Genomic DNA, 24,564 nt, shown 5'->3' with positions numbered 1-24,564 from the left:
CCTAGCCCACCCGGATGCGCGGATCGACGACCGCATAGAGGATGTCGGCCAGCAGCGACCCGATCAGCACCATGATCGCCGAGAACATCAGAATGCCCATCACCACGGGATAGTCGCGATATCCGATGGAATCGAGGAACAGCCGGCCCATGCCGGGCCAGGTGAACACGGTTTCAGCGACCAGCGCACCACCGAGCAGCGTCGGAAACTGAAGGCCGCCCATCGTGATCATCGGCAGCAGCGCGTTACGCAAGGCGTGAACCGTAAGGATTCGCCATTCCGGCATGCCCTTGGCGCGCGCGGTGCGAATGTAGTCCTGGTTGATGACTTCGAGCATCGAGGAGCGCATGAAGCGGCCCCACATCGCGGTCTCCACCAGCGCCAGCACCAGCGCCGGCGCAATGAGATGATGGAGCAGATCGAGCAGGGAGCCATCGCCGACGGTCTGCCGGTTGCCGGCCGGCAGCCAGCCGAGCTTCACCGAGAACACATAGATGGTGACGAGGCCGAACCAGAAGGTCGGGATCGACAATGCGATCATGGCGCCGACGGTTGCGAGCGAATCGAACAGCGAATAGCGGCGCAGCGCACCGAGCACGCCAATCCAGCAGCCGAGCAGCACCGCGATGATGGTCGCAGTCGCCATCAGTTCCAGCGTGGCGCCGAGATGCGACGAGATCACCGCCAGCACCGCCTCGCCGTCACGATACGAGCGGCCCCAATCGCCCCTCAGCATCCGGCCGAACCAATCGAGATACTGGATCGGCAGCGAACGATCGAGGCCGAGTTGCCGCGTGACGCGGTCGAGATCCTCCTGCGTCATCTGCGCGGACGCCGCGAATTGCGAGAGCGGACCGCCGGGCGCCAGATGCAGGATGGCGAAGCCGATCGCGGACACGATCACCAGCAGCATGATCGCCTGCGCCAGGCGATTGGCGACGTAACGGGCCATCTCAGGCGATCTCGCGCGCCTGAACCATCAGGCCCAATACCATTCGCGAATGTTCCAGCAGTTGATCGACATGTTGATGTTGGGACGGAAGCCTTGCAGCCCTTCCTTCACACCTTCGGCGATGAAGCCCTGGAACAGCGGCAGGATCGCGAGGTCGTCGCGGATGAGCTTTTGCAGAGCGCCATAGGTCGTCTTGCGCTGCGCCAGATCGAACTGCTTGGCACCTTCGGCGAGAAGCCGATCCGCCTCCGGGTTGCGATACTGATAGGTGTTGTAGCCGCGGCCACCTTTGGCAGGAATGGCGCCGGAGCCGAAGCGGGGCGTCACGTCGGGGTCGCTGCCGAGCATGAAATTCACTCCCACGATCACCGAATTGAATTTCGATTGCTGCCAGAAGTCGCCCCAGATCACGGCGGCCGGCATGTTGTTGACGCGCATCGCGGCACCGATCGCGCGCCAGTCCTGGATCAGCAGCTGCTGGGTCTGCTCACGCACCGCATTGCCCGACGTCGTTGAATTGGTGAATTCGAGCTTGACGCCGCCTTTCTCGCGCACGCCGCCGGCGCCGCGGACCCAACCGGCCGCATCGAGCAGCGTGTTGGCCTTGGCCGGATCGTATTTGTGCTGCGGCAGTCCCTGCTGGAACGACCAGGCCTGTTGCGGCACGAAGCTTTCGGTCTGCGTCGGCAAGCCGTAGTTCAGCGCGTCGATGATCGCCTGCTTGTTGATCGCGAGATACAGCGCCTCGCGCACCGTGCGGTCCGCCAACGCGCCGAACTCCAGATTGGGCGCGATGTGCTCCACCGACGACGTGGATGAGACGAAGATCTTGCGGCCCTTCAGCGTCTTCGCTTCCTGCACGAAGTTCGGCAGAATGCCTTGCAGGCCGGTGTAATCGACCTGGCCGGTGCGGAACTGGGTGTAGAGCACGGTCAGGTCTGGAATGTATTTGAACACCACGCGCTCAACGTAGGGTCCCTTGGCGTGATAGCCGGTATGGGCATTCAACTGAATGTGGTCGCCCGGCACGCGCTCGCCCCAGCGGAACGGTCCGGTGCCGACAGGCGCATTGTGGAACGGCGAGGCGTTCGGATCGGTCACCTTCTCCAGGATGTGCTTGGGCACGATGAAGGTCAGCGATCCCAGGATCGACATATAGGGCGAATAGGGAGCTTCCATGCGCCAGTGAATCTCGTCGGGCGCGACGATCTTGATGTCCTTGACGAGACTATGGCCGACGCGGCTGCGCGCGCGAAAATCGGGGTTGTTGATCAGCTCAAGCGAGAACTTCACGTCCTCGGCCGTGAACGGCGTGCCGTCGTGCCATTTCACGTCGCTGCGGAGCTTGATCTTCCAGGTCAGGCCGTCGGCCGAGAGGCCGCCATTCTCGACCGTCGGGACTTCGCGGGCGAGGTCGGGAACGAACTTGCCGTCGGGATCGATGAACCAGAGCGGCGAGAACACCTGCCACCAGATGCCCTGATCGACTTCGATGCCCGGCATCAGGGGATGAAAGACCGTGGGCTCCTGCGACAGCGCCGCGATCACCTGTCCGCGCGGCTTGTCCGGCGGATTGGTCGGGCGTTCTGTCTGCGCAAATGCGTTGCCCGATAGCGTCCATCCCGCCGCGGCGCCGGCCCCGAGCTGAAAGATCTGACGGCGATTCGGATTGCCGAGATGCAGTGCCCCAACGCCGAACTTCCCGGTGTCGTCCGCCATGACCACTCTCCGTTGTCGCACGCGGCACCGTCTCCCGGGCCCCGAGACCCCGGCAAAGGGACAGGAATGGGCTTTAGTGCTTCTAAATTTTCTATCAAAAGTTCATCACGACTAAATACAGCTGTCAATCATATTGCTAGGATGCGCGACCTTTTCACTCCGACTGAAGCTCCGGAACGTCATTGTCCGGGCTGAGATGATGCATGGGAGAGCGACATGGATGGTCGCGGCGAGATCAACGATCCGAAGGATGCCCCGCCGACCGAAGCCGACGATGCCGTCGACCAGCGCCTCGGCGAGACCGTGCGGCTGCTGCGGCAGCGCGCGGGCCTGTCGATCCAGGACGTCGCCAAGAAGACCGGCCTCTCCAACGGCATGATCAGCCAGCTCGAACGCGCGCGCGCCATGCCGTCGATACGCACGCTGCGCCTGCTCAGCATCGCGCTCGACGTTCCCATCTCCTATTTCTTCGAGACCACCGATCCCGCCGACGTGCAGCGCTATATCGTGCGCAAGAACGGCCGGCGCCTGCTGCGGCTCACCGCCAGCGGCGTCGTCAAGGAAGCGCTGACGCCGGCAGACAAAGGCCAGCTCGAATTCTACGAGCTCACGCTCAATCCCGGCGCCTCGTCCGGCACCGACTTCCTGCAGCACACCGGCGAGAAGGCGGGCTACATCCTCTCAGGCAGCCTGCGGCTGTGGCTCGACAACCAGGCCCATCTGCTCGACGCCGGCGACAGCTTTCGCTTTCCGAGCATCGTGCCGCACATGTTCGACAACCCGACCCAGCAGACGGCCCGCGTGATCTGGGTGACGACGCTGCGCCAGACCGATTCGCCGGCAGGTTGAAAGCGCCGCCAGCCCGGCACCACCGCAAATTGCCCCTCGACGCTGCCGCGCGGAATCTGTAGCTCACATCTGTAGCTCACGTGGAGCCGGTCATTGACAGGGCGGACACGAGGGTCTGCCACTGACGCGTTGGTGTGAGACCATGAAACTCAGGCGGCTTCTGACACTCGCGATGGCCGCGCAGGTCATCGTGACCGCGGCGGCTCTCCTCGTCTCCTATGCCGCGACCGGAACCGGGTTCGGCATTGCCCAGATCGTCGCCATGCTCGCAAGCGGCGCCATTGCGGTCCTGCTCGCTCGTCTGTGCACGCGCGCGATCGAAACGGCGCAGGAAAAACGGGCCGCCGCGCTACTGACCGAGCAGGCGCGGGCCAGCGCACAGATGACGCAAGCGGTCATCAAGACCGCGCTCGATGCCTTCGTTCAGACCGACCAGAACGGCATCGTGCTGGAATGGAGCCTTCAGGCCGAGGCCCTGACGGGATGGACGCACAAGGAGGCGCTCGGCACGGACGTCGTCAATCTCCTCATCGCCGAGCCGCTGCGCGACGGCTTCAGGCAACGCATGATGCGGCTGCTGCCGGAATTGTCGGATACGCCGATCGGCATCCGGTTCGAAGCGACCCTGCTGCACCGGGACGGCGACGAGATCCTGATCGAGGCCTCCAGCACGGCGCTCCACATCGGGGGGCGCACCCTCATCAACAATTTCGTCAAGGATGTCACCCAGAAGCGCGCCGCCGAGGAGCAGCTGATCCAGGCCCAGAAGATGGAGGCGATCGGTCAGCTCACCGGCGGCATTGCGCACGAATTCAACAACATGCTCACCGTGATCACGGGCACGATCGAGATCCTCGCCGACGCCGTGAAGGATAATCCGCCGCTCGCGACCATCACCAAGCTGATCAGCGACGCCGCCGATCGCGGCGCCGCGCTGACGTCGAGCCTGTTGTCCTTTGCCCGCAAGCAGGCGCTCAAGCCGGCCGAGAGCGACATCAACGAGCTGCTCGAAGAGCTCGCAAAGCTGCTGCTGGCAACCTTCGACAAGAAGATCGAGATCGTGACCCGGCTCGACGGCAACATTTGGCTCGCCCTCGTCGATCGCGGCCAATTGAGCTCGGCGCTTCTCAACCTCGCGATCAACGCCCGCGACGCGATGCTGGACGGCGGCAGACTGACGTTGACGACGCGCAACGTCGTGTTCGGCGTCCGCGAGGCCGTGGCGGTCGGGGCCGGCTATGCCGGCGACTATGTCGAGATCGAGATAGGCGATACCGGCACTGGCATTCCGCCGGCCATTCTGGAGCGGATCTTCGATCCCTTCTTCTCGACCAAGGACATCGGGAAGGGCACCGGGCTCGGGCTCAGCATGGTGTTCGGATTCATCAAGCAGTCCGGTGGCGGAATCAAGGTCGCTTCCGAAGAAGGACGCGGCACGACTTTCACGATCTATCTGCCGAAGGCGGAGGCGAGCACGCTTCGCCCCACCGGCTATGACGAGCGCAAGGTCGTGGGCGGGACGGAAACCATTCTTTGTGTCGAGGACGACCGCGACGTCCGCCAGTACGTCACGGTTCAGCTCGAAAGCCTCGGCTACAAGGTCATCTCGGCCGCCAATGCAGCCGAGGCACTGGCCATCGCGGCCGAAGGCACGCCCTTCGACCTGCTTTTCACCGACATCGTGATGGCCGGCAGCTTGAACGGACGAGAGCTCGCCGACGAGATGGTGGCATCGCGCCCCTCGCTGCGGGTGCTCTTCACGTCGGGCTATGCCTACGACGCCCCGCATGCGCAGGGGCGCGCCACCAAGGGCGCACCGCTTCTGACAAAGCCCTACCGCAAGGCCGAGCTCGCGCGCATGCTGCGCCGCTCTCTCGACACCGCTGTCGACGACGCGGGCGATCCGATCCCGACGCCCTATTCCGTGCAGGCCGATCTCGAAGGCTTTCTGCGCAGGCAGGCGGCTGAACGCGATGGCGCGACAAGGTCGCGGAAGACCTAGGCCATCCGCTGCGAATTCCAACGCGGGTGGCATGGTTGAATGGTCAATCAACGACAAGCTAAAAGACTGCGACGATCAGTATTGCTGGGGCGATGTTACTCAGGCGACGACGTTCAAATGATGCCGCGTCTTCGCGCCGCGCGCTCCCCAACCGACATCGGGAAGCCGCCGGCGCATCAGCTCATCTTCCGCCGCAGCGTCGCTGACGGCGTCTCGCCGAATTTTTCGCGATAGGCGCCGGCCATGCGGCCGAGATGGGTGAAGCCGAGATCGAAGGCGATCTCGGTGATCGAAGTGTCCAGCTCGGCTTGCGTGAGCCGGGTGTGGAGATTGGCGAGGCGCATGTCGAGCAGCATCTGCGAGATCGACACGCCGAAATGACGGCGGAAACCGAGCTGTAGCGCGCGGATGCCGATCCCGGACTCACAGGCGAGGTGCGCAACGTCGAGCGGCTCGCAGGCATTCGCCGCGAGGCAGTCCCGCGCAGTGTGCAGCGCGCGCGGCAGACGCTCGCCCTGGCCCGAGAACGTTCTGATCGCGTCGGACAGGCCGTGCCGCTGGCCGTCGAGGAGGTAATGAAGCAGCGCCTCGCGCCAGCCCGCGGTCGCGACCGGTGAAAGCCTGCCGGACGGTCCGAGACCTTCGGCGAGCATCATCAGCTCGACGAGCTTCGCCGCGAGGCCGCGCGCGGCCGGCACGTTCAGGTCGAGCGTAGGGTCGAACTCGACCGCGCCGGTCGCCCTGCCCGACAATGCCGCTGCGCGCTGCTCGACCATGCGGCGGTCGAGCAGCAGGATCGCTTGCGCCGACTCGGTCCAGATCATCCGGGTCGGGATGGTCGGCGACAACAGCGACGCCGTCCGTTCCGGCGCTGTGTCGAGTTCGCGGGTACCTGCGCGGATACGGGCCGTGCCGGCGAGCGGGATCTGCACCAGGAAGAAGCGGTCGAGGCAGCCGGGATCGATGGTGACGGATCCGCCATAGGCGACATAGTTGATGGAAAAGCCGTCGAAGGCGGCACAATTGTGCCTGGCCGAGAAGCCCGACCTCCGCATCGGCGTCAGATCATGCGGGCAGAAGATGCGCCCGACCTGCTCGGCCGCCTCGTCGGCGTCGTCGGTGGTGACGCGGGCGAAAGCCGCGAGCCTTTCGGCCGCGGATCGAGGCGTGCTCATTTCCAGCTCGGCTGCGGACATCGCCGACCACGCTTGGCATCACGGAATATTTTAAACCTATAATAGTTCCCCGTCCCCGGAAAGAGCCCTGTCGCAAAAACGTCGTGCCGCACGGCACAGGACGTGTCCGGATTCGTTTAGCGGATAGACAGCAGCCCGCGCCTGACCGAAGCTCCACCCTCGTCGGGATCCACGATGGAGGCGAGCCATGACTGCACTCGAGAAGGGCATTACCGCGAACGGCACGGGCTATGGCGGCAAGACCTGGAATATTCTGGGCCAGGTCTATTTTCCCAAGGCCGTCACCGATTCCACCTTTGCCTTCGAGACCAACAGCGAGCCGGGCCAGTTCGTGCCAGTGCACATCCATCCGACCCAGGACGAATTCATCCTGGTGCAGGAGGGCACGCTCGACCTCAAGCTCGACGGCAAATGGGTCAAGGCCAACGCCGGCGATCTCGTGCGCCTGCCGCGCGGCATCCCGCACGGCTATTTCAACAAGTCCGACAAGCCGGCCCGCGCGCTGTTCTGGGTCTCGCCGATGCAGAAGCTGGAGGCGCTGTTCAACCAGCTCCACAATCTGGCCGACCCCGCCGAGGTCGTGCGCATCTCGGCCCTGCACGAGGTCGACTTCCTGCCGCCTGAAGCCAACGACTAGGCGGCCGCCCCACTCCCATTTCTGTTTCGTCGCAGGTCCAGCGGCGGCGCAGCGCGGCCGAACGCGGCCTGCTGTGCCCAGAACATTCGAGCTCGCGAGCAATCCCATGGTCAACCCAAAGCATGTCTGCGTGATCGGCGCCGGCGTCTCCGGCCTTGCCGCCGCAAAGGCGTTCTCGACCCGCGGTCACCGGGTCACCATCATTGAACGCAGCGCCGATCTCGGCGGCGTCTGGGAGCCGGCGCGCTCCTATCCGGAGGTGCAGACCCAGAGCCCGAAGGAGCTCTACCGCTACACCGACCGCGCCATGCCCGAAGCCTATCCGGAATGGCCGACCGGATCGCAAGTCCACGCCTACCTCGCCGACTACGCACGAATTTTTGGCCTCGACCGTATGCTGCGTTTCAACACCAGCGTGTCGGGCATGGCGCGACGCGCCGACGGCAGACCAGGCTGGACGCTCGCGCTCTCGGACAAGAGCGGCGCCAGCACAGCTGAGGATTTCGACTTCGTCGCGGTCTGCACCGGACAGTTCAACGAGCCGCGGGAGCTGCACTGCCCAGGCGAAGACGGCTTTCTAGCACAGGGCGGGCAGATCCTGCATTCATCGAAATACAACGATCCTCAAGTGGTGAAAGGACGGCGCGTCGTCGTGCTCGGCGGATCGAAATCGGCAACCGACATCGCGGTGAACGCCGTGAAAGCGGGCGCGCGTGAGGTGACGATCGTGATGCGCGAGCCGGTCTGGCGCATTCCTTATTTCATCGGCGGTCTCGTGAACTTCAAGCGCATCCTCTACATCCGTGCGCAGGAGGAGATGTTTCCGGGCTGGGGCATCGGCGCGATGTCGCGCCTTGCGCATCGCATCGCAGCACCGTTCGTCTGGGCAAACTGGCGCGGGCTGGAAAGCCTGTTGAAGGCGCAGCTCAAGCTGAAGCAATGCAACATGGTGCCGAAGGAGCGGATCGAGGACGGAGTCAACTGCTCGGTGCCGATCGCAACACCCGGCTTCCATCCGATGGTAGCCGACGGCCGCATCAAGGCCGTGTTCGGCAGCTTCGATCATTACGACGGTGACACCATCGTGATGAGCGGCGGCGAGCGCGTGGCGGCCGATGTCGCGGTGCTCGCGATCGGCTACAAGCTCGGCGTGCCATTCCTGCCCGCCGCGTACCAGGCAAAACTGGTCGATGCGGATGGGCAGTACCGGCTCTATCGCCTGATCGCCAATCCCGACCTGCCGGAGCTCGGTTTCGTCGGTTTCAACTCCTCGTTCTGCACCGTGCTCTGCGCCGACCTCGCCGCCAACTGGCTGGTCCGTTACGCCGACGGACAGCTCGCACGCCAGCCGACCGCGCAACAGATGCGCGACAACATCGAGATGATGCTGCACTTCAAGCGGGTCGAACGGCCGGCTGCGGGCGTCTATGGCGGCCTCTGCGTCGCGCCCTATCACTACCGTCACTTCGACGAGCTGATGGCCGACATCGGCGCCAAGGAGCAGAAGCGCGGCGGGCTCGCGGGCCACTTCCGGCCGCCGGACGCGGACGCCTATGCGCGGTTTCTCGCCTCCGCGCCGGATTACCAAGCGGCGTGAGGCCGCGAATTCGGGCCGAGTGGGATTTGCCGCTCGCCAGCCCTCGCCTCCGATGCTTACGATCCCCTTGGCCATCGAATCGACAGGCCCAGGGAACCGGCCATGAGAGCACGACATCGCGCCGCCGCAGTCATAACGGCGCTTGGGCTGATCCTTGCGACCTTCGTCCCGAGCCTGGCGCAAACGCTCACGGCCAGGCAATCGGAGGCGGTTGCGACCTACGAGCGTGCGCTCGGCGATTTCAAAGCGATTCTCTCCGAGCGGCGCCGCCAGATCGACGCCAAACAGCCGCTGCCGAACCTGCCGGGCCAGGCGCTCTATCTGGCACGCGTCGCCGTGATCAGTGCTTACAAGGATCTCACCGACGTCATGCCGTCGCGGACCGGCAGGCCCAACAAGTTCGAGATCCCGCCGGCCTATTTCGATGCCGACATCGAACCGCTGGTGGACGAATACTCAAAGCTGTTCGAGATCATGGAAGCGCCGCCGGCCGGCGCGCAGAACTCGGCGACACCGTTCAAGGACGTGGTGGATCTCGCGGTCGCGATCGCACGCGCCAAGGGGTTGGCGCCTGACCACGCCGAAGCCGCGGGCCGGATCAGTCTGGGGCTGTTCTTCGCCGAGACCAACGGCAAGCAGAACGTCCGCAACGGGCGCTCGAACACCTATATGGGCAGCTTCCAGACCGGCCCGTCCGAGGACCGCAACGGCCATAGGAAATGGGACGCCATCAAGGGCGAGATCGCGGCCGCCGATCCCGGGTTGAGCGCGCGCGACGACAAGGAGGAGGCGCGGGCCCGCGGCACCGATCATCGCTTCAATCACTGGACCAACGTGCGCGACGGCCTGATGAACGCGCATGCGGATATTTTCCGGGAGATCCCAGGAATCGTGAAGACGCTGCCCGACCCGATCGACCAAATGAAGCTGTTCGAGCTGATCCAGATCGTTCCCACGCCGACGCGGGCGGCGCTCAGGTCCGGCGATCTCCTGAACTACAGGGTGTCCAGTCCGACGATCATGAAGCACCTGCGCAACAACAGCATCTTCGCATTCGGACAGGCCGACCGGGCGCGCACCTCGGCAAGCTTCCGGGAAATCCTTGGCGCGATGTGGCTGTTCAAGCGGAAGTTCGAGAAGGCGATGGCGAAATACGCGGAGATCAAGCCACGCTGAGGGGCCTCGCCGCGTGGCACGCGACTGAGAGGCTAGCTCCCGCCTTGTAGCCGTCCGTCGGCGTCTTCAAAGGCAAACGCTCGCCACCTGGTCATTGCGTCCTGCGCCCGGTGCATTTAGCTTCTCCGGACAAGAACAAATCTCGGGGGGACATATGACAGCCGCTCTTCGCAAGCGCACGCGCCGTGCCGCATGTGCTTTGATCTCAACATCCCTGGCGGGCCTCGCCAATTTCGCCGCGCACGCCGAGATCGTCGTCACGGCCAATGACGGCAAGATGGTGCTCGAGAACGGCAGCGCCCTGGTGCGCAAGCAACCACTGCCGGACACGGTGAGCGTCATCGACTTCACCGACGGTGCCTTGAAACTTCTAGGCGAGGTGCCCGCCCCGGCCAGCGTCGTCGGACCGCCGCCGAGCGTGGCAATTGCGCCGGATGGCGCGTTCGCCCTCGTTACCGGCGCGATGAAGCTCGATCCCGCGGATCCGACCAAGACGGTGCCCGACGACAAGCTTTCGGTCATCGACCTGAAATCCACGCCGCCCAAAGTACTGGCGACCTTGCAAGCCGGCGCGGGCGCTGCCGGCGTTTCGATCAACCGCGCGGGCACGCTGGCGCTGGTTGCGAACCGCAGCGAAGGAACGGTCTCGGTCTTCACCATCAGCGGGGGCACGCTTGCGCCCGTCGGCAAGATCTAGCTCGGCGACGCCAAATCAGGCCCCAGCCACGCGGTCTTTTCCCATGACGGCGCGACCGCGCTGGTCACGCGCGACGGAGACAGCAAGATCTCGCTTCTGACTGTGGACGGGAGCAAGGTCGAGTACGCCAAGCGCGATCTCTCCGCGGGCATCCGCCCCTACGACATCGATGTCACCGGCAGCGCCGCCGCCATCGTCGGCAATGTCGGCGCCAGCAGCGGCGACAACGACTCGATCAGCCTGATCGACATGACGGCGAAACCGATCCGCGTCGTCACGACAGTCACCGTCGGGCAGACGCCGGAAGCCGTGAAGATGTCCCCGGACGGCAACTACGTGGCCGTGACCGTCATGAACGGTTCGAACAAGCCGTCGGCGTCGCCGTTCTTCAACGATTTCGGCCTGCTCAAGGTCTACAAGATTTCGGGCACTGACCTTACGCCGGTGACGGAAGCGAAGATCGGCCATTGGTGCCAGGGCATGGTGTGGTCCAAGGAGTCCAAATATGTCGTGGCCCAGTGCATGGTCGAAAACGAGCTGATCGCCTTCTCGTTCGATGGCAAGGCGCTGAACAAGACATCCACGCTCAAGATGCAAGTGAGCCCCGCGGGCATCCGCACCGCGGAGCCGTAGGGCCGGAGCGCGGCGCAGTCATCCTGCGCCGCCGTCCTATTCGGTGCGGATCGGCGCGTCCTTCAGGCCATTGCTGTCGTAGGCCTTGCGCAAGGTGCCATTCGTCACCGCCTCGTTCATGAATTTGGTGACGAAGGTCAGCGCTTGGGGGTGGCCGAGCGGTACAGCGACCGCCGTGACGGTCTTCTTGAAGGTCTCGTCGAGCACGCGCGTGCCCGGGATCTTCTGCGCCATCTTGTTGAGCTGGTCGCGCGACAGCGCAAACGCATCGATCTGGCCGCTGCTGAGGAGGCCGAAGATCTCGTCATAGGTCTGATAGCCCGTGACCTTCGCATTCTTCAGATGCGCGGCCGCGCCGCGCATCGTGGTCGTGGCGTTCACGGCCGCGACCTTGATGCCCCCCTGATCGAGCGTGGCGAAATTGGTGACGTTCGAGCCTGATTTGACGATGTAGGTGGCGTCCGCGACCTCGTAGATCGGGCCGAACATCATCCTGCTCTCGCGCTCAGGATCTTTGGGCAACCAGGTGACGTCCCAGTTGCCGTTCGATGCCGCGTCAGTGATCTGCCCTGAATTCTGGTACACGACATATTCAACGGGCACGCCGAGTTGCCCGGCCATCTCCCTGCCGAGATCGACCGGCACGCCGGCATAGCCGTCTCCGGTCTTGGTGGACCAGAACGCGCCGCCAGCCAGGCTGATCGCAATCGCGACCCGCAGCTTGCCGGTCGGTGCGATCTCGTCCTTAAGTCCATCGCCTAGCGCGGGCATGACGACCGCCGCTGCGAGAATGAGGCCGGCAAGGACCGACTTAAGGACCGACGTGGGCATGTCATGATCTCCCGACCTTTTCTTCTTGTATTCTTCTCTTGTTCGTCCCGACCGCTTCGCGCGCCGTCGCTCGGCCTGTGACATAGTTCTGGTCGATCGGGTGCGCGATAAAAAGCGGTTTGTGATGGCAAAACTGCCAAAGGCCACAGCGCGGTCCGCAGCGCAAGGCCGACGACTGCCATGGCTATGGTGTTCCACGTCCGGGCATTTGTTGGTAGCCTCCCGCCTCGATAGACAGCAACCGGGGGCCACCGAATGACCTGCGCGAATCCCGCATCTCCCGCACGGCGCAACGAAGCGTGGAGACATGTCGGGCAGGCACTGGCCGCCGCGATGGCCGTGGCCGCGCTCGCCGGCTGCGAGGACAAGAACAGTTTCGTCGCTCCGCCGCCGCCCAAGGTGGACGTCGCCGCGCCGGTGCAGCGCCCGGTGACGCGGTATGTCGAGGCCACCGGCAACACCGCGCCGTTCAAGAATGTCGATCTCGTCGCGCGCGTGCAGGGATTCCTGCAATCGATCGACTACCAGGACGGCGCCTTCGTCAAGCAGGGCACCCAGCTGTTCACGATCGAGCCCGAGACCTACAAGCTCAAGCTCGACCAGGCGCGGGCGGCCGAGGCCGGCGCGCAGGCCTCAGTCCGGCAGGCGGAAGCCGACTACAAACGGCAGGCTGAGCTGGTGCAGCGCCAGGCCGTCTCGCAGGCCACGCTCGACACCTCGACATCGACGCGCGATAACGCGCAGGCCAATCTCCAGCAGGCCGAGGCCAACACCAAGCTCGCCCAGGTCAACTACGGCTACACCAACGTGACCGCGCCTTTCGACGGCATCGTCAGCGCTCACATGGTCTCGGTCGGCGAACTCGTCGGCGTCTCCTCTCCAACTCAACTCGCGTCCATCGTCGCGATGGACCCGATCTATGTGAATTTCACCGTCAACGAGCAGGACGTGCTGCGCATCCGTGCCGAGGCCGCCCGCCGCGGGCTCACCGCCGCAGACATGAAGCAATTTCCGATTCAAGTCGGTTTGCAGACCGAGGCCGGTTATCCGCATGAGGGCAAGCTTGACTATGTCGCCCCGACCCTCACCCAGTCGACGGGCACGCTCGCAGTGCGGGGCCTTGTCCCCAACGACAAGCGGGTGCTGCTGCCCGGCTATTTCGTCCGCGTTCGCGTGCCCTTCACTCAGGAGAAGGACGCCCTGCTCGTGCCCGACACCGCGCTCGGCAGCGATCAGGGCGGCCGCTATCTCCTCGTCGTCAATGGCGACAACGTTGTCGAGCAGCGCAAGGTGCAGATCGGTCCCGTGGACAACGGTTTGCGCGTGATCGAAAGCGGCTTGAAGCCGGATGATCGCGTGGTGATCGCAGGGCTGCTGCGGGTGATTCCGGGCCAGAAGATCGAGCCGCAGGTGACGAAGATCGAGCAGCCGCAGGCGTCTGCCAAGTAAGTAGGAGCGCCTGCCATGATCTCAAAGTTCTTCATCGAGCGGCCGGTCCTCTCGAACGTCATCGCGCTGCTGATGATCCTGATCGGCGGCGTCGCGCTGTTCAACCTCGCGATCGCGCAATATCCCGACGTGGTGCCGCCGACAGTGCAGGTCACCACACGCTATCCCGGCGCCAGCGCCAAGACCGTGATCGACACAGTTGCCTTGCCGATCGAACAACAGGTCAACGGCGTCGAGGACATGCTCTACATGCAGTCCTACAGCGGCTCCGACGGCACCTATACGCTGACCGTGACCTTCAAGATCGGCACCGACCTGAACTTCGCGCAAGTGCTGGTGCAGAACCGCGTCTCCAGCGCGCTGTCGCAATTGCCCCAGTCGGTGCAGAACCAGGGCGTCACCGTACAGAAGCGGTCGACGTCGATCCTGCTGTTCGTGACGCTGACCTCGCCCGACAAGACGTTCGACAGCCTTTATTTGAGCAACTACGCCACCATCAACCTCCGCGACGAACTCTCGCGCCTGCCCGGCGTCGGCAACGTCACCGTGTTCGGCGCCGGCCAGTATTCGATGCGGGTGTGGCTCGATCCGAACAAGCTGCAGGTCCGGGGCCTGGTGCCGCAGGACGTCATCCAGGCGATCCAGCAGCAGAGCCAGCAGGTCTCCGCCGGCCAGGTCGGCGCACCGCCGACGCCGCCGGGTCAGGCGTTCCAGTACACCCTCAACGTCAACGGCAGGCTCGACGATACCACCGAGTTCGAGAACATCATTGTCAAATCAGGCACCAGCGGCGACGTCACGCGGGTGCGCGACGTCGGCTGGGTCGAATTGGGCGCGCAGACCTACAGCCAGATCTTCTCGCTCAACAAGCAGCCTGCCACCGGCATCGGCGTGTTCCAGTCACCCGGCGCCAACGCACTCCAGGTCGAGCAGGCTGTCGAGAAGAAGATGGCGCAGCTCGCCAAGGCCTTCCCGCAGGGCATGAAGTACGACACGCCGTTCGACACCACCAAATTCGTGCAGGCCTCGGTGCACGAGGTCTACATGACGCTGATCGAGGCCGGCCTGCTGGTGCTGGTCGTGATCCTGGTGTTCCTGCAGGACTGGCGCGCGATGCTGGTGCCGGCGACCACTGTGCCGGTGACCATCATCGGCGCCTTCGCCGCCATGGCCGCGCTCGGCTTCACCATCAACATGTCGACGCTGTTCGCGATCGTGCTAGCGATCGGCATCGTCGTCGACGATGCCATCGTCGTGGTGGAAGGCGCGGCCCACAACATCGAGCAGGGCATGAACGGCCATGACGCCGCGATCAAGGCGATGGACCAGCTGTTCGCGCCGATCGTCGGCATCACGCTGGTGTTGATCTCGGTGTTTTTGCCAGCGTCGTTCCTCGCCGGGCTCACCGGCCGCATCTATTCGCAATTTGCGCTGGTGATCGCGGCGACCGCGCTTCTGTCCGCCATCAACGCGGCGACGCTGAAGCCGACGCAATGCGCTCTCTGGCTGCGGCCGACGGTGCCGCCGGAGCAGCGCAACTTCTTCTATCGCGGCTTCAACGCGGTCTACAACCGCGTCGAGCGCGGCTACATCCGACTGATCGGCGTGCTGTGCAGGAACAGCACGATCTCGGTCGCGATCGCGCTGGTGCTGATCGGGATCGGCGGCTACGGGCTGTCCCGGGTACCGACCGGCTTCCTGCCGATCGAGGACCAGGGCTACCTGATCGCCGCCGTGCAACTGCCTGACGGTGCCGCGCTGGAACGGACCCAGAAGGTGCTCGACAGAGCGAGCGAGCTGATCAAGGACACGCCCGGAGTCCAGCAAGTCATCACCATCGCCGGCATCTCCGCGCTGGACAACAGCGCCAGCCTTGCCAATGCCGGCGTCGCCTACATTATCCTGAAAGATTGGGACGCGCGCAAAGGACCGGGCGAGGATCTGCGCTCACTGGTCTACGGGCTGAACGACAAGCTCGCGGCCATCATGGAAGCGCGCACGCTGGTGCTGCCGCCGCCGCCGATCCAGGGCATCGGCAACGCGGCCGGCTTCTCGATGCAGGTCGAGCTGCGCGACGGCAACAGCGATTTCGCCAAGCTCCAGGCCATCACGGGCGCGATGGTCAGCAATGGCCAGAGCCAGAGCGCGCTGCAGCGCGTCCAATCCTCGTTCCGCTCCTCGGTGCCGCAATTCAACGTCGAGATCGACCGCATCAAGACCCAGACGCTGCACGTGACGACGGACCAGGTGTTCGCGGCGCTCTCGACCTATCTCGGCTCGTCCTATGTCAACCAGTTCAACAAGTTCGGCCGCGTGTTCCAGGTCTACACCCAGGCCGATCCCGCCTTCCGCGTCACCGAGCGCGACATCGCCAACATGATGGTGCGCAACTCGAACGGCGACATGATCCCGATCGGCACGGTTGCCACGATCACGCCCGCCACCGGCCCGTCGCTGATCAGCCTCTACAATCTCTATCCATCGTCGACCGTGATCGGCCTGCCGGCGCAGGGCTACTCCTCTGGCCAGTCGCTGAAGCTGATGGAGGAGATCGCGGACAAGACGCTGCCGCCGGGCACCGGCTTCGAATGGACCGCGATGTCCTATCAGGAGAAGGCCGTCTCCAACCAGATCTACTGGGTGTTCGGGCTCGCCATGCTGCTGGTCTATCTCGTGCTCGCCGGCCAGTACGAGAGCTGGTACGCGCCGATCTCGGTAATCCTGGCGGTGCCGCTGTCGTTGCTCGGCCCCATGCTGATCCTCAACGCACTGAAGATCGACAACAACCTCTATTGCCAGATCGGCCTGATCCTGCTGATCGCGCTGTCGGCCAAGAACGCCATCCTGATCGTCGAGGTCGGGCTCGAGCTGCACGGCCGCGATGGCAAGCCGGTGCTGGAATCCGCGGTCGAAGCTGCGCGCGCCCGCTTCCGCCCGATCCTGATGACGTCGTTCGCCTTCATCCTCGGCGTGGTGCCGCTGGTGATCGCGACCGGCGCCGGTGCCAGCGCGCGCAAGTCGATCGGCATCACGGTGTTCTCGGGCATGCTGGCCTCGACCTGCCTCGCGGTGCTGTTCGTGCCGGCGTTCTTCGTGGTGGTGCAGCGCTTCGAGAACTGGCGTGCGTCGAAGAAAACGCCGAAGGCGGTGGCAGTGGCCGAAGTGAAATCCTAGGCTTTCTCCGTGGACGTCGGCCGCGCCTCCCCGCTCGAGACCAGGAGCACCGACACCTTCGCTTGCCTGAGCACGGCGTCGGCGACGCCGCCGAAGGAGAGATGATCGGCCTGGATGCGATCGACCCCCATCACCACGAGATCGACGGCGGTGGTCTCGATCTCGCGCAGGATCGCCGCTTCAGGCGCCCGGTTCGCGCGCAAGGTCGTGGTGATGTCGACCTCGTAACGGGCGGCGAGATCGCTGGCGTCCTTCAGGATGCCGGCCTCCTGGTTCAGACCACGCGAGGCGCCGCGCTGCGCGCCCTTGTCGCGCGTCGTCGCGACATAGATCACCCGGAGCGAGCCTGATCCCGCCTGCGCCAGCGCGACCGCGACCTCGGCGCCGCGCTTGGAGACGCCGCTGCCGGAGACCGGAACGAGGATGTTGAGCGCCTCGGGCGTCGGCTGCTTCAGGTGCTTGCCCTTGGCCGCCACGACCGCGAGCGGTCCCTCGAACTTCGCTGCGATGTCCTCGATCCTCCGATCGAAGCGATCCTTGGCGGCAGCAACCTTGTCGACGCCGATGACCAGAAGATCGAAGCCCTTGCGCGCTTCGTCGGCGATGGACTCGCCGAGCTCCGCACGCCTTGCCCGGGTGACGACGTCGACGCTGCCGACATCGCCATCGCCATGGGCCGATACGATCTCGGCGGCCTTCTTCACCACGGTTTCCGCGCTTTCCTCTTCATCGCGGCCCTTCTCCTGATCCTTGGCGCGCTTGCCGATGTGCAGCACGGTGATTGGCAAGCCGCGCATGCCGGCGATCAGGCCGGCGATGTGGGCAGCGAAGGTGGCGTTCACGCTCTCGTCCACGGCGAGCAAGGGGCGTTCGAGATTGCCGACGAAGCCGCGCTTCTCGAATTCTTCCCGCTCCAGGCGCTCTTGCTCGTCCTTGTTCATCGGCAGCTTTGCCAGCGCGGCGCGCAGCATCGGCGGCATCGCCATCGTGGTCACGATCGCCATGGTCACAATCATCGTGAACAGGTTCTGGCTGAGCACGCCGATCGAAAGACCGATGGTGGCGATGATCACCTCGGTCGAGCCGCGCGCGTTCATCCCGCTTGCGAGGGCCAGCGACTCCCTTGTGTTCAGCCCGCCCACGGTTCCGCCGACGAAGGCGCCGCCGAACTTGCCGACGCTGGCGATCACGACCAGCAGGCCGGTGAGCATCAGCAGATGGGGATCGCGCAGCACCGTGAGGTCGGCGCTCAGGCCGGCCAAACCGAAGAACACCGGCATGAAGAAGCTCGAGATCAGCCCGCGCAGCCGCTCGTCGATCTGCCGCGTCAGGATCGGGGACTCCCCGACCAGAATGCCGGCGACGAAGGCACCGAGCACGGTGTGGACGCCGATCAGATGCGTGACCAGCGCCATCGCGCACATCAGCAGCAGGATCACCGTGATGACCGGGGCGGTGCTGACGAGATTGTCGTTGGCCCATCGAATGAGCTGGAACACGATGCGGCGGCCGATGGTGAAGCTAATCGCGAGGAAGGCCAGCGTGCCCAGCACAGCTTTCGCCACCGAGGCGATATCCAGCGCGCCGTGCGAAGCGAGGCTGAAGATGACGGCGATGATGATCCAGCCGATGGTGTCGTCGATGACGGCGGTGGCGACGATGATCTGGCCGACATTGCGGCGCATGAAGTTCATCTCGCGCACAACCACCGCGACGATCTTCACCGAGGAGATTGACAGCGCCGTGCCCATGAACAGCGACGCAACCAGGCGGGCTTGCGGATTCGGCAACAGCGCATCTGGCAGGAATTCGCCGAGCGCAAAACCGCAGGCAAAGGGCACGAGGATGCCGGCAATCGAGATCGCGATCGCGGCCTTGCCGACCTTCCTGACCAGCTTGAGGTCGGTCTCCATGCCGGTCAGCAGCAACAGCAGCAGGATGCCGAACTGCGCGATGCCGTCGATCATCGCTTTCTGCTCGGGCGTTTTGGGGAAGATTGCCTGCTGTGCGTCAGGCCAGACCCAACCGAACAGCGAGGGACCGAGCAGGATGCCGGCGAGCAATTCGCCGATCACCGAGGGCTGGCCGAGGCGCTGCATGATCTCGCCGAGACCGCGGCCGACCGCGATCAACAGCACGATCTGGGCCACCAGCAGGAATTCCGAGGGACCGGCCGATTTGCCGCCCTCGGCGCTGGCCGCAACGGTGGTGAGGACAAGCGCCGCGGGGACAAGGCCGACCGGTCGGAGCAGGCTCCACTGCATGCAGGAATTTTACCCCTTCATCTGCCCCGGCGAGGTGCCGGGATGACGGGGATAGAACCCGCGGCAGGCAACAGGAGTTCCTTGACTTCGCGGCGGGTAAGGGGCCTCAACAAAAAAACGCGAAAACAACCCCATGCACAGTAGAGATGAGGTTGAAAAGACTGGAGAAAATTTCGTCTTTGCCGAAATCTAATTTCGCTTTGCCGAAAATGCTTGCCCCGTCGGGCAAAACACTGGCATGATGGCATCATCGGCAGACTACGCGAGCCGCCGCCACTCCCACGTCATTGCGGGCGCGGCGACTTGACAGCCGAACCTTTAGCGAAGGCGGAAGCAATCCAGAATCCGTCCGCCGAAAGATTCTGGATTGCTTCGTCGCTACGCTCCTCGCAATGACGGGATTGAAACGGGCGCGCGCCTCACGCCGATCCCTCACACCGCCTGCGGTGTCCTGATCTCGCGCGGGAGAATGATCGCGGCTGCGATCGCGAGCAGGCAGAGTGCGGCGAAGGCATGCAGCATGGTGACGAAGCCGCCCTGCTCGTAGAGCCAGGCGACCAGGCCGACCGAGGCGCCGGCCGCGGTGAAGCCGATGAAATAGCGCACGGCATAGGCGCGCGAGCGCCATTCCTCGCTGGTGTATTTGCCGACCATGGCGTCGTTGACCGTGACCTGTCCGAACGCGCCCATGACGATGCCGATCGAGACCAGGATCAGCGGCAGATTGGACAGGCTCGCGGCGAGATACAGGAACGGCGCCAGCATGAAGGACAGCGGCAGCGCCACTGTCTTCAGCGAATAGCGGTCGAGCAGCCGGCCGATCGTATACTGCGTCATCGCGCCGAACACGTAGACGCAGGCCGCGATGACGCCGAGCAGCGCCGGGCTTTTGGTGAGATCGGCAAGCCGCTCCGCGAACAGCTTTGGCAGCGCCACGGTGACGGCGTTGAACGTCGTGGAGATCGCGATCACCACGATCAGCAGCGACAGGATCACGCGCCACATGTCCTGCTTGGCGACCCGCGCCTGCGCTGCCGCCTGCTTCGAGCCCTTGCGGTCCTCGTGAACGACCATCGTCGCGAACGCGATGCCGATCAGGATGGTGACGATGCCGGGGACGATGAAGGCGAAGCGCCAGCCGAGATACTGGCCGATCACGCCGGTGACCAGCGCCGACGAAGCGACGCCGAGATTGCCCCAGACGCCGTTGATGCCCATCTCGCGGCCGAGCCTGTCAGCGTAGGAGACGATCATGGCAGTGCCGACGGGATGATAGATCGAGGCAAAAATGCCGATCGCGAACAGCGCCGAGCCGAGTTGGGCCGGGGTCTGCACGAAGCCAACCGAGATCATGGAGGCGCCGATGCCGACGAAGAAGATCAGCATCATGTGGCGACGGCTCCAGCGGTCGCCGAGCCAGCCGGTGAGCAGCGAGCCCGCGCCGAAGGCGACGAAGCCCGGCGTCGCGTAAGGCAGGAGTTCCGAATAGGCCATGCCGAGCGCCGGTCCCATGATGATCACCGCGGCGGCGAAAATCAGCATCGCGTAATGGTCGATGAAATGGCCCGCGTTGACGAAACTGATCACCCGGCTGGGGCTGTTCATGGGAATCCTCTCCTGCTCCGAAATGAGTTATATGTCTTGGGCATGACGGGATGCTGCCAATGACTGTCGTCGAGACGCCAATCCTCCGGGCGGTCCGGAGCAATCATCGCTCGCCCGCGGGCGTGCATCTGGTCGCACGCGACTATCCCAAGGGCATGCGGATCGATCCGCATATGCACCGCGAGGCACAGCTGATCTATGCCGCCAGGGGCACCATGCAGGTGACGACGCCCGGAGGGCGCTGGCTGGTGCCGCCGGACCGCGCGGTCTGGGTCCCCGCCGGGCTCCAGCACGCCATCGATCTGCTCGCCGACATCGAGATGCGGACGCTGTATTTCGACTTGGCCTGGCTGAAGCGCGCGCAGCGCCATGAGGGACTGACCAAGGAATTCGTGGTGCGGGTGTCGCCGCTGCTGAACCAGGCGATCCTCGCGCTGTTCGACGCGCAAAATACCGAGGAGCGGACCGATCTGCTGGTTCGGCTAGTGATGCTGGAACTGGTCCGGGCCGAGGATTCCGCGACCTTCGTGCCGCTGCCACACGAGCCGCGCTGCCGGCGCGCGGCCATGATCGTGCTCGACGATCCCACCGGCCTGCACGACATCGACGCGCTGGCGCGCGAGGTCGGAACCTCCGCGCGCACACTGTCGCGGCTGTTTTCGACAGAGACGCAGCTGAGCTTCAAGAGCTGGTGCCAGCGTGCGAGGATTGCGGCGGCGATCCAGCGGCTGTCCACCGATGCCAATGTGTCCGTGAAGCAGCTCGCGACCCAGCTCGGCTATGCCAGCGTACCGGCGTTTTCGGCCGCGTTCCGTCAGGTGACGGGACGGACGCCGACGGAGTTTGCCACACACTCGGTGTCATCGCCCGGCTTGACCGGGCGATCCAGTACTCCGAGACGGCGCGGCTAGAAGCGAAAAGCTGCGGCGTACTGGATGCCCCGGTCAAGCCGGGGCATGACAACTCACTTGGGGCGCATAGCCCCGCTAAACTTGCCAAAATCCCCCGCTTGATTGTGATCGGATTCCGCCCAAATCCCGTGTAAGATTCCCGCACCGCACAAACCCGACACGAAAGCCCCGATGGCCAACGCCTTCTTCTCCGACTTACTTACTACCATCTCCGAGCGCGGCCGCACGCTGCTTCGCCGCGGGGATTCTGCCGACACCAAGCCGGAGGCCGATGGGCTGATCGAGCTCTGTGGCGCGCTGCTGTCGGGCCGGGGTGAAGCTTCCGGCACCGCCATGGCGCGTGAGGTGCTCGACATCTACCAGGACCTGGATGCGGCGGGACGTCGCGCCTTTTTCGAAGCCCTGGTGCGCGATTTCGGCCCGGATCGGGAACGCCTGTCCAAGGCGATCGAGACATGGCGCGCCAAGCCGGCCGACGAGGATGCCAGCGCCCTGCACTTCGCCTCCGAGCCGCGCCGGCAGGAGCTGATCCGCCGCCTCAACCGCGCACCCGGCGGCACCGGCGATCTCGTCAAGATGCGCGCCGACCTGCTCGACATGATGAACAGGCACGCCGATCTCGCCGCACTCGATCGCGACGTTTCGCATCTTCTCTCGTCATGGTTCAACAGGGGGTTTCTCGTGCTGCGCAGGATCGACTGGTCGACCCCGGCCAACATCCTCGAAAAGATCATCCGTTATGAGGCCGTGCACGAGATCAGCGACTGGGACGATCTGCGCCGCCGCATCGATCCGGTCGACCGCCGCTGCTACGCCTTCTTCCATCCCGCGATGGTGGACGAGCCCCTGATCTTCGTCGAGGTCGCGTTGACCGAGACGATCCCCGGCGCGATCGCGCCGCTGCTCGCGGTCGATCGCCCATCCGTCCCGATCGAGCGCGCCCGTACCGCCGTGTTCTACTCGATCTCCAACACCCAGCGCGGTCTGGGCGGCATCTCCTTCGGCAGCTTCCTGATCAAGCAGGTGGTGGAGGAGCTGCGCCGCGAATTGCCCAAGCTCGACAATTTCGTGACGCTGTCGCCGGTGCCGGGCTTCATGCCATGGGTGAAGCAGGACAAGGATTTGCCGCTGTCGGACGAGGACCGCGAGATCCTGAAGCGCCTCGACGATCCCAAATGGTTCGAGAACCCCGAGACAACGACACTGCTACGTGGCGTGATCGAACCGCTCGCGGCGCACTATTTCCTGAAGGCGCGCACACCCAAAGGCAAGCTGATCGACTCCGTCGCGCGCTTCCATCTCGGCAATGGCGCCCGCCTCGAGCGCATCAATTGGTTAGGCGATCTCTCGCCGAAGGGCGTGCGCGAGTCCGCCGGCGTGATGGTCAACTACCTCTACCGCCTCGACGACATCGAGAAGAACCACGAAGCCTACGCCAATGACGGCGAAGTCGTGGCCTCGAGCGCGGTGAAGAAGCTCTTGAAGGGCGAAGGGCGGCGGCTGTTGGATATGCGACTGTCGTAAGGGACGACCTCGGCTGATTGCGTTGGTTCGTCCACAATCTCGGTGTCATCGCCCGGCTTGACCGGGCGATCCAGTATTCCAGAGGCCTCCGTTGAAGCGCTCGCTCTCGCCACATTCGCCACGGCGTACTGGATGCCCGGTCAAGCCGGGGCATGACAGCGGAAAGCATGGCGTGGCCGTCGCGCCCCCTACTCCGCCAGCGCCTTCATCTCCTTGTAGAGATCCGACTTGCCTTCGAAGCCGATGCCTGACAGCTCCGGCATGGTGATGTGGCCGTTCTCGACGCGGACGCCGTCGGGGAAGCCACCATAGGGCTGGAACAGGTCGGGGTAGCTCTCGTTGCCGCCAAGGCCTAAGCCGGCTGCGATGTTGAGCGACATCTGGTGGCCGCCGTGGGGGATGCAGCGGCTCGGCGACCAGCCATGAGTTTTCAGCACCTCCAGCGTGCGCTGGTATTCGCACAGGCCGTAGGACAGCGCGCAATCGAATTGCAGCCAGTCGCGGTCGGGGCGCATGCCGCCGTAGCGAATCAAATTGCGGGCATCCTGGTGGCTGAACAGGTTTTCGCCTGTTGCCATCGGGCCCGGATAGAATTCGGCGAGGGCTGCCTGCAGCGCGTAATCCAGGGGATCGCCGACTTCTTCGTACCAGAACAAGGGATAATCCCGCAGCATCTTGGCATAGGCGATGCCGGTCTCGAGATCGAAGCGGCCGTTGGCGTCGACGGCGAGCTGCGCGTCCTTGCCGATTTCCTTCAGCACCGCTTCGATGCGGGTGCGGTCGTCCTCGATATCAGCACCGCCGATCTTCATCTTCACGACGTTGTAGCCGCGATCGAGATAGCCTCGCATCTCGCCGCGCAGCATCGAGAGGTCCTTGCCGGGATAGTAGTAGCCGCCGGCAGCGTAGACGAACACGCGCGGATTGGCTTTGACGCCGTGACGCTCAGCCAGCAGGCGAAACAGCGGCTGGCCCGCAATCTTCGCGACCGCATCCCACACCGCCATGTCGATGGTGCCGACCGCGACCGAGCGCTCGCCGTGACCGCCCGGCTTCCCGTTGGTCATCATCGCGGCCCAGACCTTGTCGGGGTCGAGATTGTCGCCGGCCGCGTTCAGCAGCGATTTCGGATCGGCCTCCAGGATGCGCGAGGCAAAACGCTCGCGGATCAGGCCGCCCTGCCCGTAGCGGCCGTTGGAGTTGAAGCCGTAGCCGACGACGCGCTTGCCGTCGCGAACGACGTCGGTGACGACGGCCACGAGGCTCGTCGTCATCTTGGTGAAATCGATATAGGCGTTGCGGATCGGCGAAGAGATCGGCTTCGTGATCTCGCGGACGTCGACGATGC

Annotated in this window: 17 protein-coding genes and 1 pseudogene; 11 read left to right on the top strand and 7 right to left on the bottom strand. The window is 64.5% G+C overall.

Going from position 1 to position 24,564, the window contains the following annotated elements; genetic code table 11:
* Position 1: 1 nt before the first annotated feature.
* Complete coding sequence (locus IVB13_RS05345; RefSeq protein ID WP_204512119.1) at positions 2-952, bottom strand: ABC transporter permease; 951 nt, start codon at positions 950-952, stop codon at positions 2-4.
* Between the two features lie 27 nt (positions 953-979).
* A complete protein-coding gene (locus IVB13_RS05340) occupies positions 980-2,671 on the bottom strand; it encodes a peptide ABC transporter substrate-binding protein (protein ID WP_085351879.1) in 1,692 nt (563 codons plus the stop codon).
* A 216-nt stretch (positions 2,672-2,887) separates the two neighbouring features.
* Here IVB13_RS05340 and IVB13_RS05335 point away from each other — a divergent pair, with 216 nt between their 5' ends.
* Together IVB13_RS05335 and IVB13_RS05330 are read left to right on the top strand one after the other, a co-directional pair.
* Positions 2,888-3,520 (top strand): cupin domain-containing protein, encoded by a 633-nt coding sequence (locus tag IVB13_RS05335; RefSeq protein ID WP_018454100.1) that lies wholly within the window; start codon positions 2,888-2,890, stop codon positions 3,518-3,520.
* 142 nt (positions 3,521-3,662) lie between these two features.
* Complete coding sequence (locus IVB13_RS05330) at positions 3,663-5,522, top strand: ATP-binding protein (RefSeq protein WP_247294990.1); 1,860 nt, start codon at positions 3,663-3,665, stop codon at positions 5,520-5,522.
* 176 nt (positions 5,523-5,698) lie between these two features.
* Here the strand turns inward: IVB13_RS05330 and IVB13_RS05325 are convergent, their stop codons facing one another.
* Positions 5,699-6,718 (bottom strand): AraC family transcriptional regulator, encoded by a 1,020-nt coding sequence (locus IVB13_RS05325; RefSeq protein WP_018454098.1) that lies wholly within the window; start codon positions 6,716-6,718, stop codon positions 5,699-5,701.
* 187 nt (positions 6,719-6,905) lie between these two features.
* Between IVB13_RS05325 and IVB13_RS05320 the strand changes: the two genes are divergently transcribed.
* From IVB13_RS05320 to IVB13_RS05300, 5 genes and pseudogenes are all read left to right on the top strand, one after another.
* Positions 6,906-7,355: a cupin domain-containing protein gene (locus IVB13_RS05320; RefSeq protein ID WP_018454097.1), complete on the top strand. Its 450-nt coding sequence runs from the start codon at positions 6,906-6,908 to the stop codon at positions 7,353-7,355.
* Positions 7,356-7,461: 106 nt separating this feature from the next.
* Positions 7,462-8,952: an NAD(P)/FAD-dependent oxidoreductase gene (locus tag IVB13_RS05315; protein WP_085351881.1), complete on the top strand. Its 1,491-nt coding sequence runs from the start codon at positions 7,462-7,464 to the stop codon at positions 8,950-8,952.
* Between the two features lie 102 nt (positions 8,953-9,054).
* Positions 9,055-10,128 carry a hypothetical protein gene (locus IVB13_RS05310; protein ID WP_018454095.1) on the top strand — a complete coding sequence of 358 codons (1,074 nt, stop codon included), beginning with the start codon at positions 9,055-9,057 and terminating at the stop codon, positions 10,126-10,128.
* 199 nt (positions 10,129-10,327) lie between these two features.
* Complete coding sequence (locus IVB13_RS05305) at positions 10,328-10,825, top strand: hypothetical protein (protein ID WP_231190411.1); 498 nt, start codon at positions 10,328-10,330, stop codon at positions 10,823-10,825.
* A 24-nt stretch (positions 10,826-10,849) separates the two neighbouring features.
* Positions 10,850-11,458 (top strand): annotated as a pseudogene (locus tag IVB13_RS05300) (YncE family protein); the annotation flags it as partial.
* A gap of 36 nt (positions 11,459-11,494) precedes the next feature.
* On the opposite strand, the gene IVB13_RS05295 reads toward IVB13_RS05300, so the two are convergent.
* Positions 11,495-12,289 (bottom strand): ABC transporter substrate-binding protein, encoded by a 795-nt coding sequence (locus IVB13_RS05295; protein WP_247294993.1) that lies wholly within the window; start codon positions 12,287-12,289, stop codon positions 11,495-11,497.
* 255 nt (positions 12,290-12,544) lie between these two features.
* Here IVB13_RS05295 and IVB13_RS05290 point away from each other — a divergent pair, with 255 nt between their 5' ends.
* Both IVB13_RS05290 and IVB13_RS05285 read left to right on the top strand, forming a co-directional pair.
* Positions 12,545-13,738 (top strand): efflux RND transporter periplasmic adaptor subunit, encoded by a 1,194-nt coding sequence (locus IVB13_RS05290; RefSeq protein ID WP_247294996.1) that lies wholly within the window; start codon positions 12,545-12,547, stop codon positions 13,736-13,738.
* A gap of 15 nt (positions 13,739-13,753) precedes the next feature.
* Complete coding sequence (locus IVB13_RS05285; protein ID WP_247294998.1) at positions 13,754-16,912, top strand: multidrug efflux RND transporter permease subunit; 3,159 nt, start codon at positions 13,754-13,756, stop codon at positions 16,910-16,912.
* Here IVB13_RS05285 and IVB13_RS05280 read toward each other — a convergent pair.
* Both IVB13_RS05280 and IVB13_RS05275 read right to left on the bottom strand, forming a co-directional pair.
* Positions 16,909-19,176, bottom strand: a complete 2,268-nt coding sequence (locus IVB13_RS05280; protein ID WP_247295001.1) for a cation:proton antiporter — start codon at positions 19,174-19,176, stop codon at positions 16,909-16,911. The genes IVB13_RS05285 and IVB13_RS05280 overlap by 4 nt on opposite strands.
* A 432-nt stretch (positions 19,177-19,608) precedes the next feature.
* The gene (locus IVB13_RS05275) at positions 19,609-20,781 is read right to left on the bottom strand and encodes an MFS transporter (protein WP_247488015.1); all 1,173 of its coding nucleotides are present in this window, start codon (positions 20,779-20,781) and stop codon (positions 19,609-19,611) included.
* 59 nt (positions 20,782-20,840) lie between these two features.
* Between IVB13_RS05275 and IVB13_RS05270 the strand changes: the two genes are divergently transcribed.
* Together IVB13_RS05270 and IVB13_RS05265 are read left to right on the top strand one after the other, a co-directional pair.
* Entirely contained in the window at positions 20,841-21,692 is an 852-nt protein-coding gene (locus tag IVB13_RS05270; RefSeq protein WP_026232669.1) for a helix-turn-helix transcriptional regulator, read from the top strand.
* 171 nt (positions 21,693-21,863) lie between these two features.
* Positions 21,864-23,216 carry a malonyl-CoA decarboxylase gene (locus tag IVB13_RS05265; RefSeq protein ID WP_247488013.1) on the top strand — a complete coding sequence of 451 codons (1,353 nt, stop codon included), beginning with the start codon at positions 21,864-21,866 and terminating at the stop codon, positions 23,214-23,216.
* A gap of 188 nt (positions 23,217-23,404) precedes the next feature.
* On the opposite strand, the gene tarD is transcribed toward IVB13_RS05265, so the two are convergent.
* Entirely contained in the window at positions 23,405-24,562 is a 1,158-nt protein-coding gene (gene tarD / locus IVB13_RS05260; protein ID WP_247488012.1) for a mandelate racemase/muconate lactonizing enzyme family protein, read from the bottom strand.
* Between the last annotated feature and the right edge of the window lie 2 nt (positions 24,563-24,564).

The sequence above is a fragment of the Bradyrhizobium sp. 17 genome (assembly GCF_023073515.1).
GTDB classification, from domain to species: Bacteria; Pseudomonadota; Alphaproteobacteria; order Rhizobiales; family Xanthobacteraceae; genus Bradyrhizobium; species Bradyrhizobium canariense_D.
The sequence above is the reverse complement of the archived record's forward strand: the minus strand, read 5'-3'. Positions and strand labels throughout refer to the sequence as shown.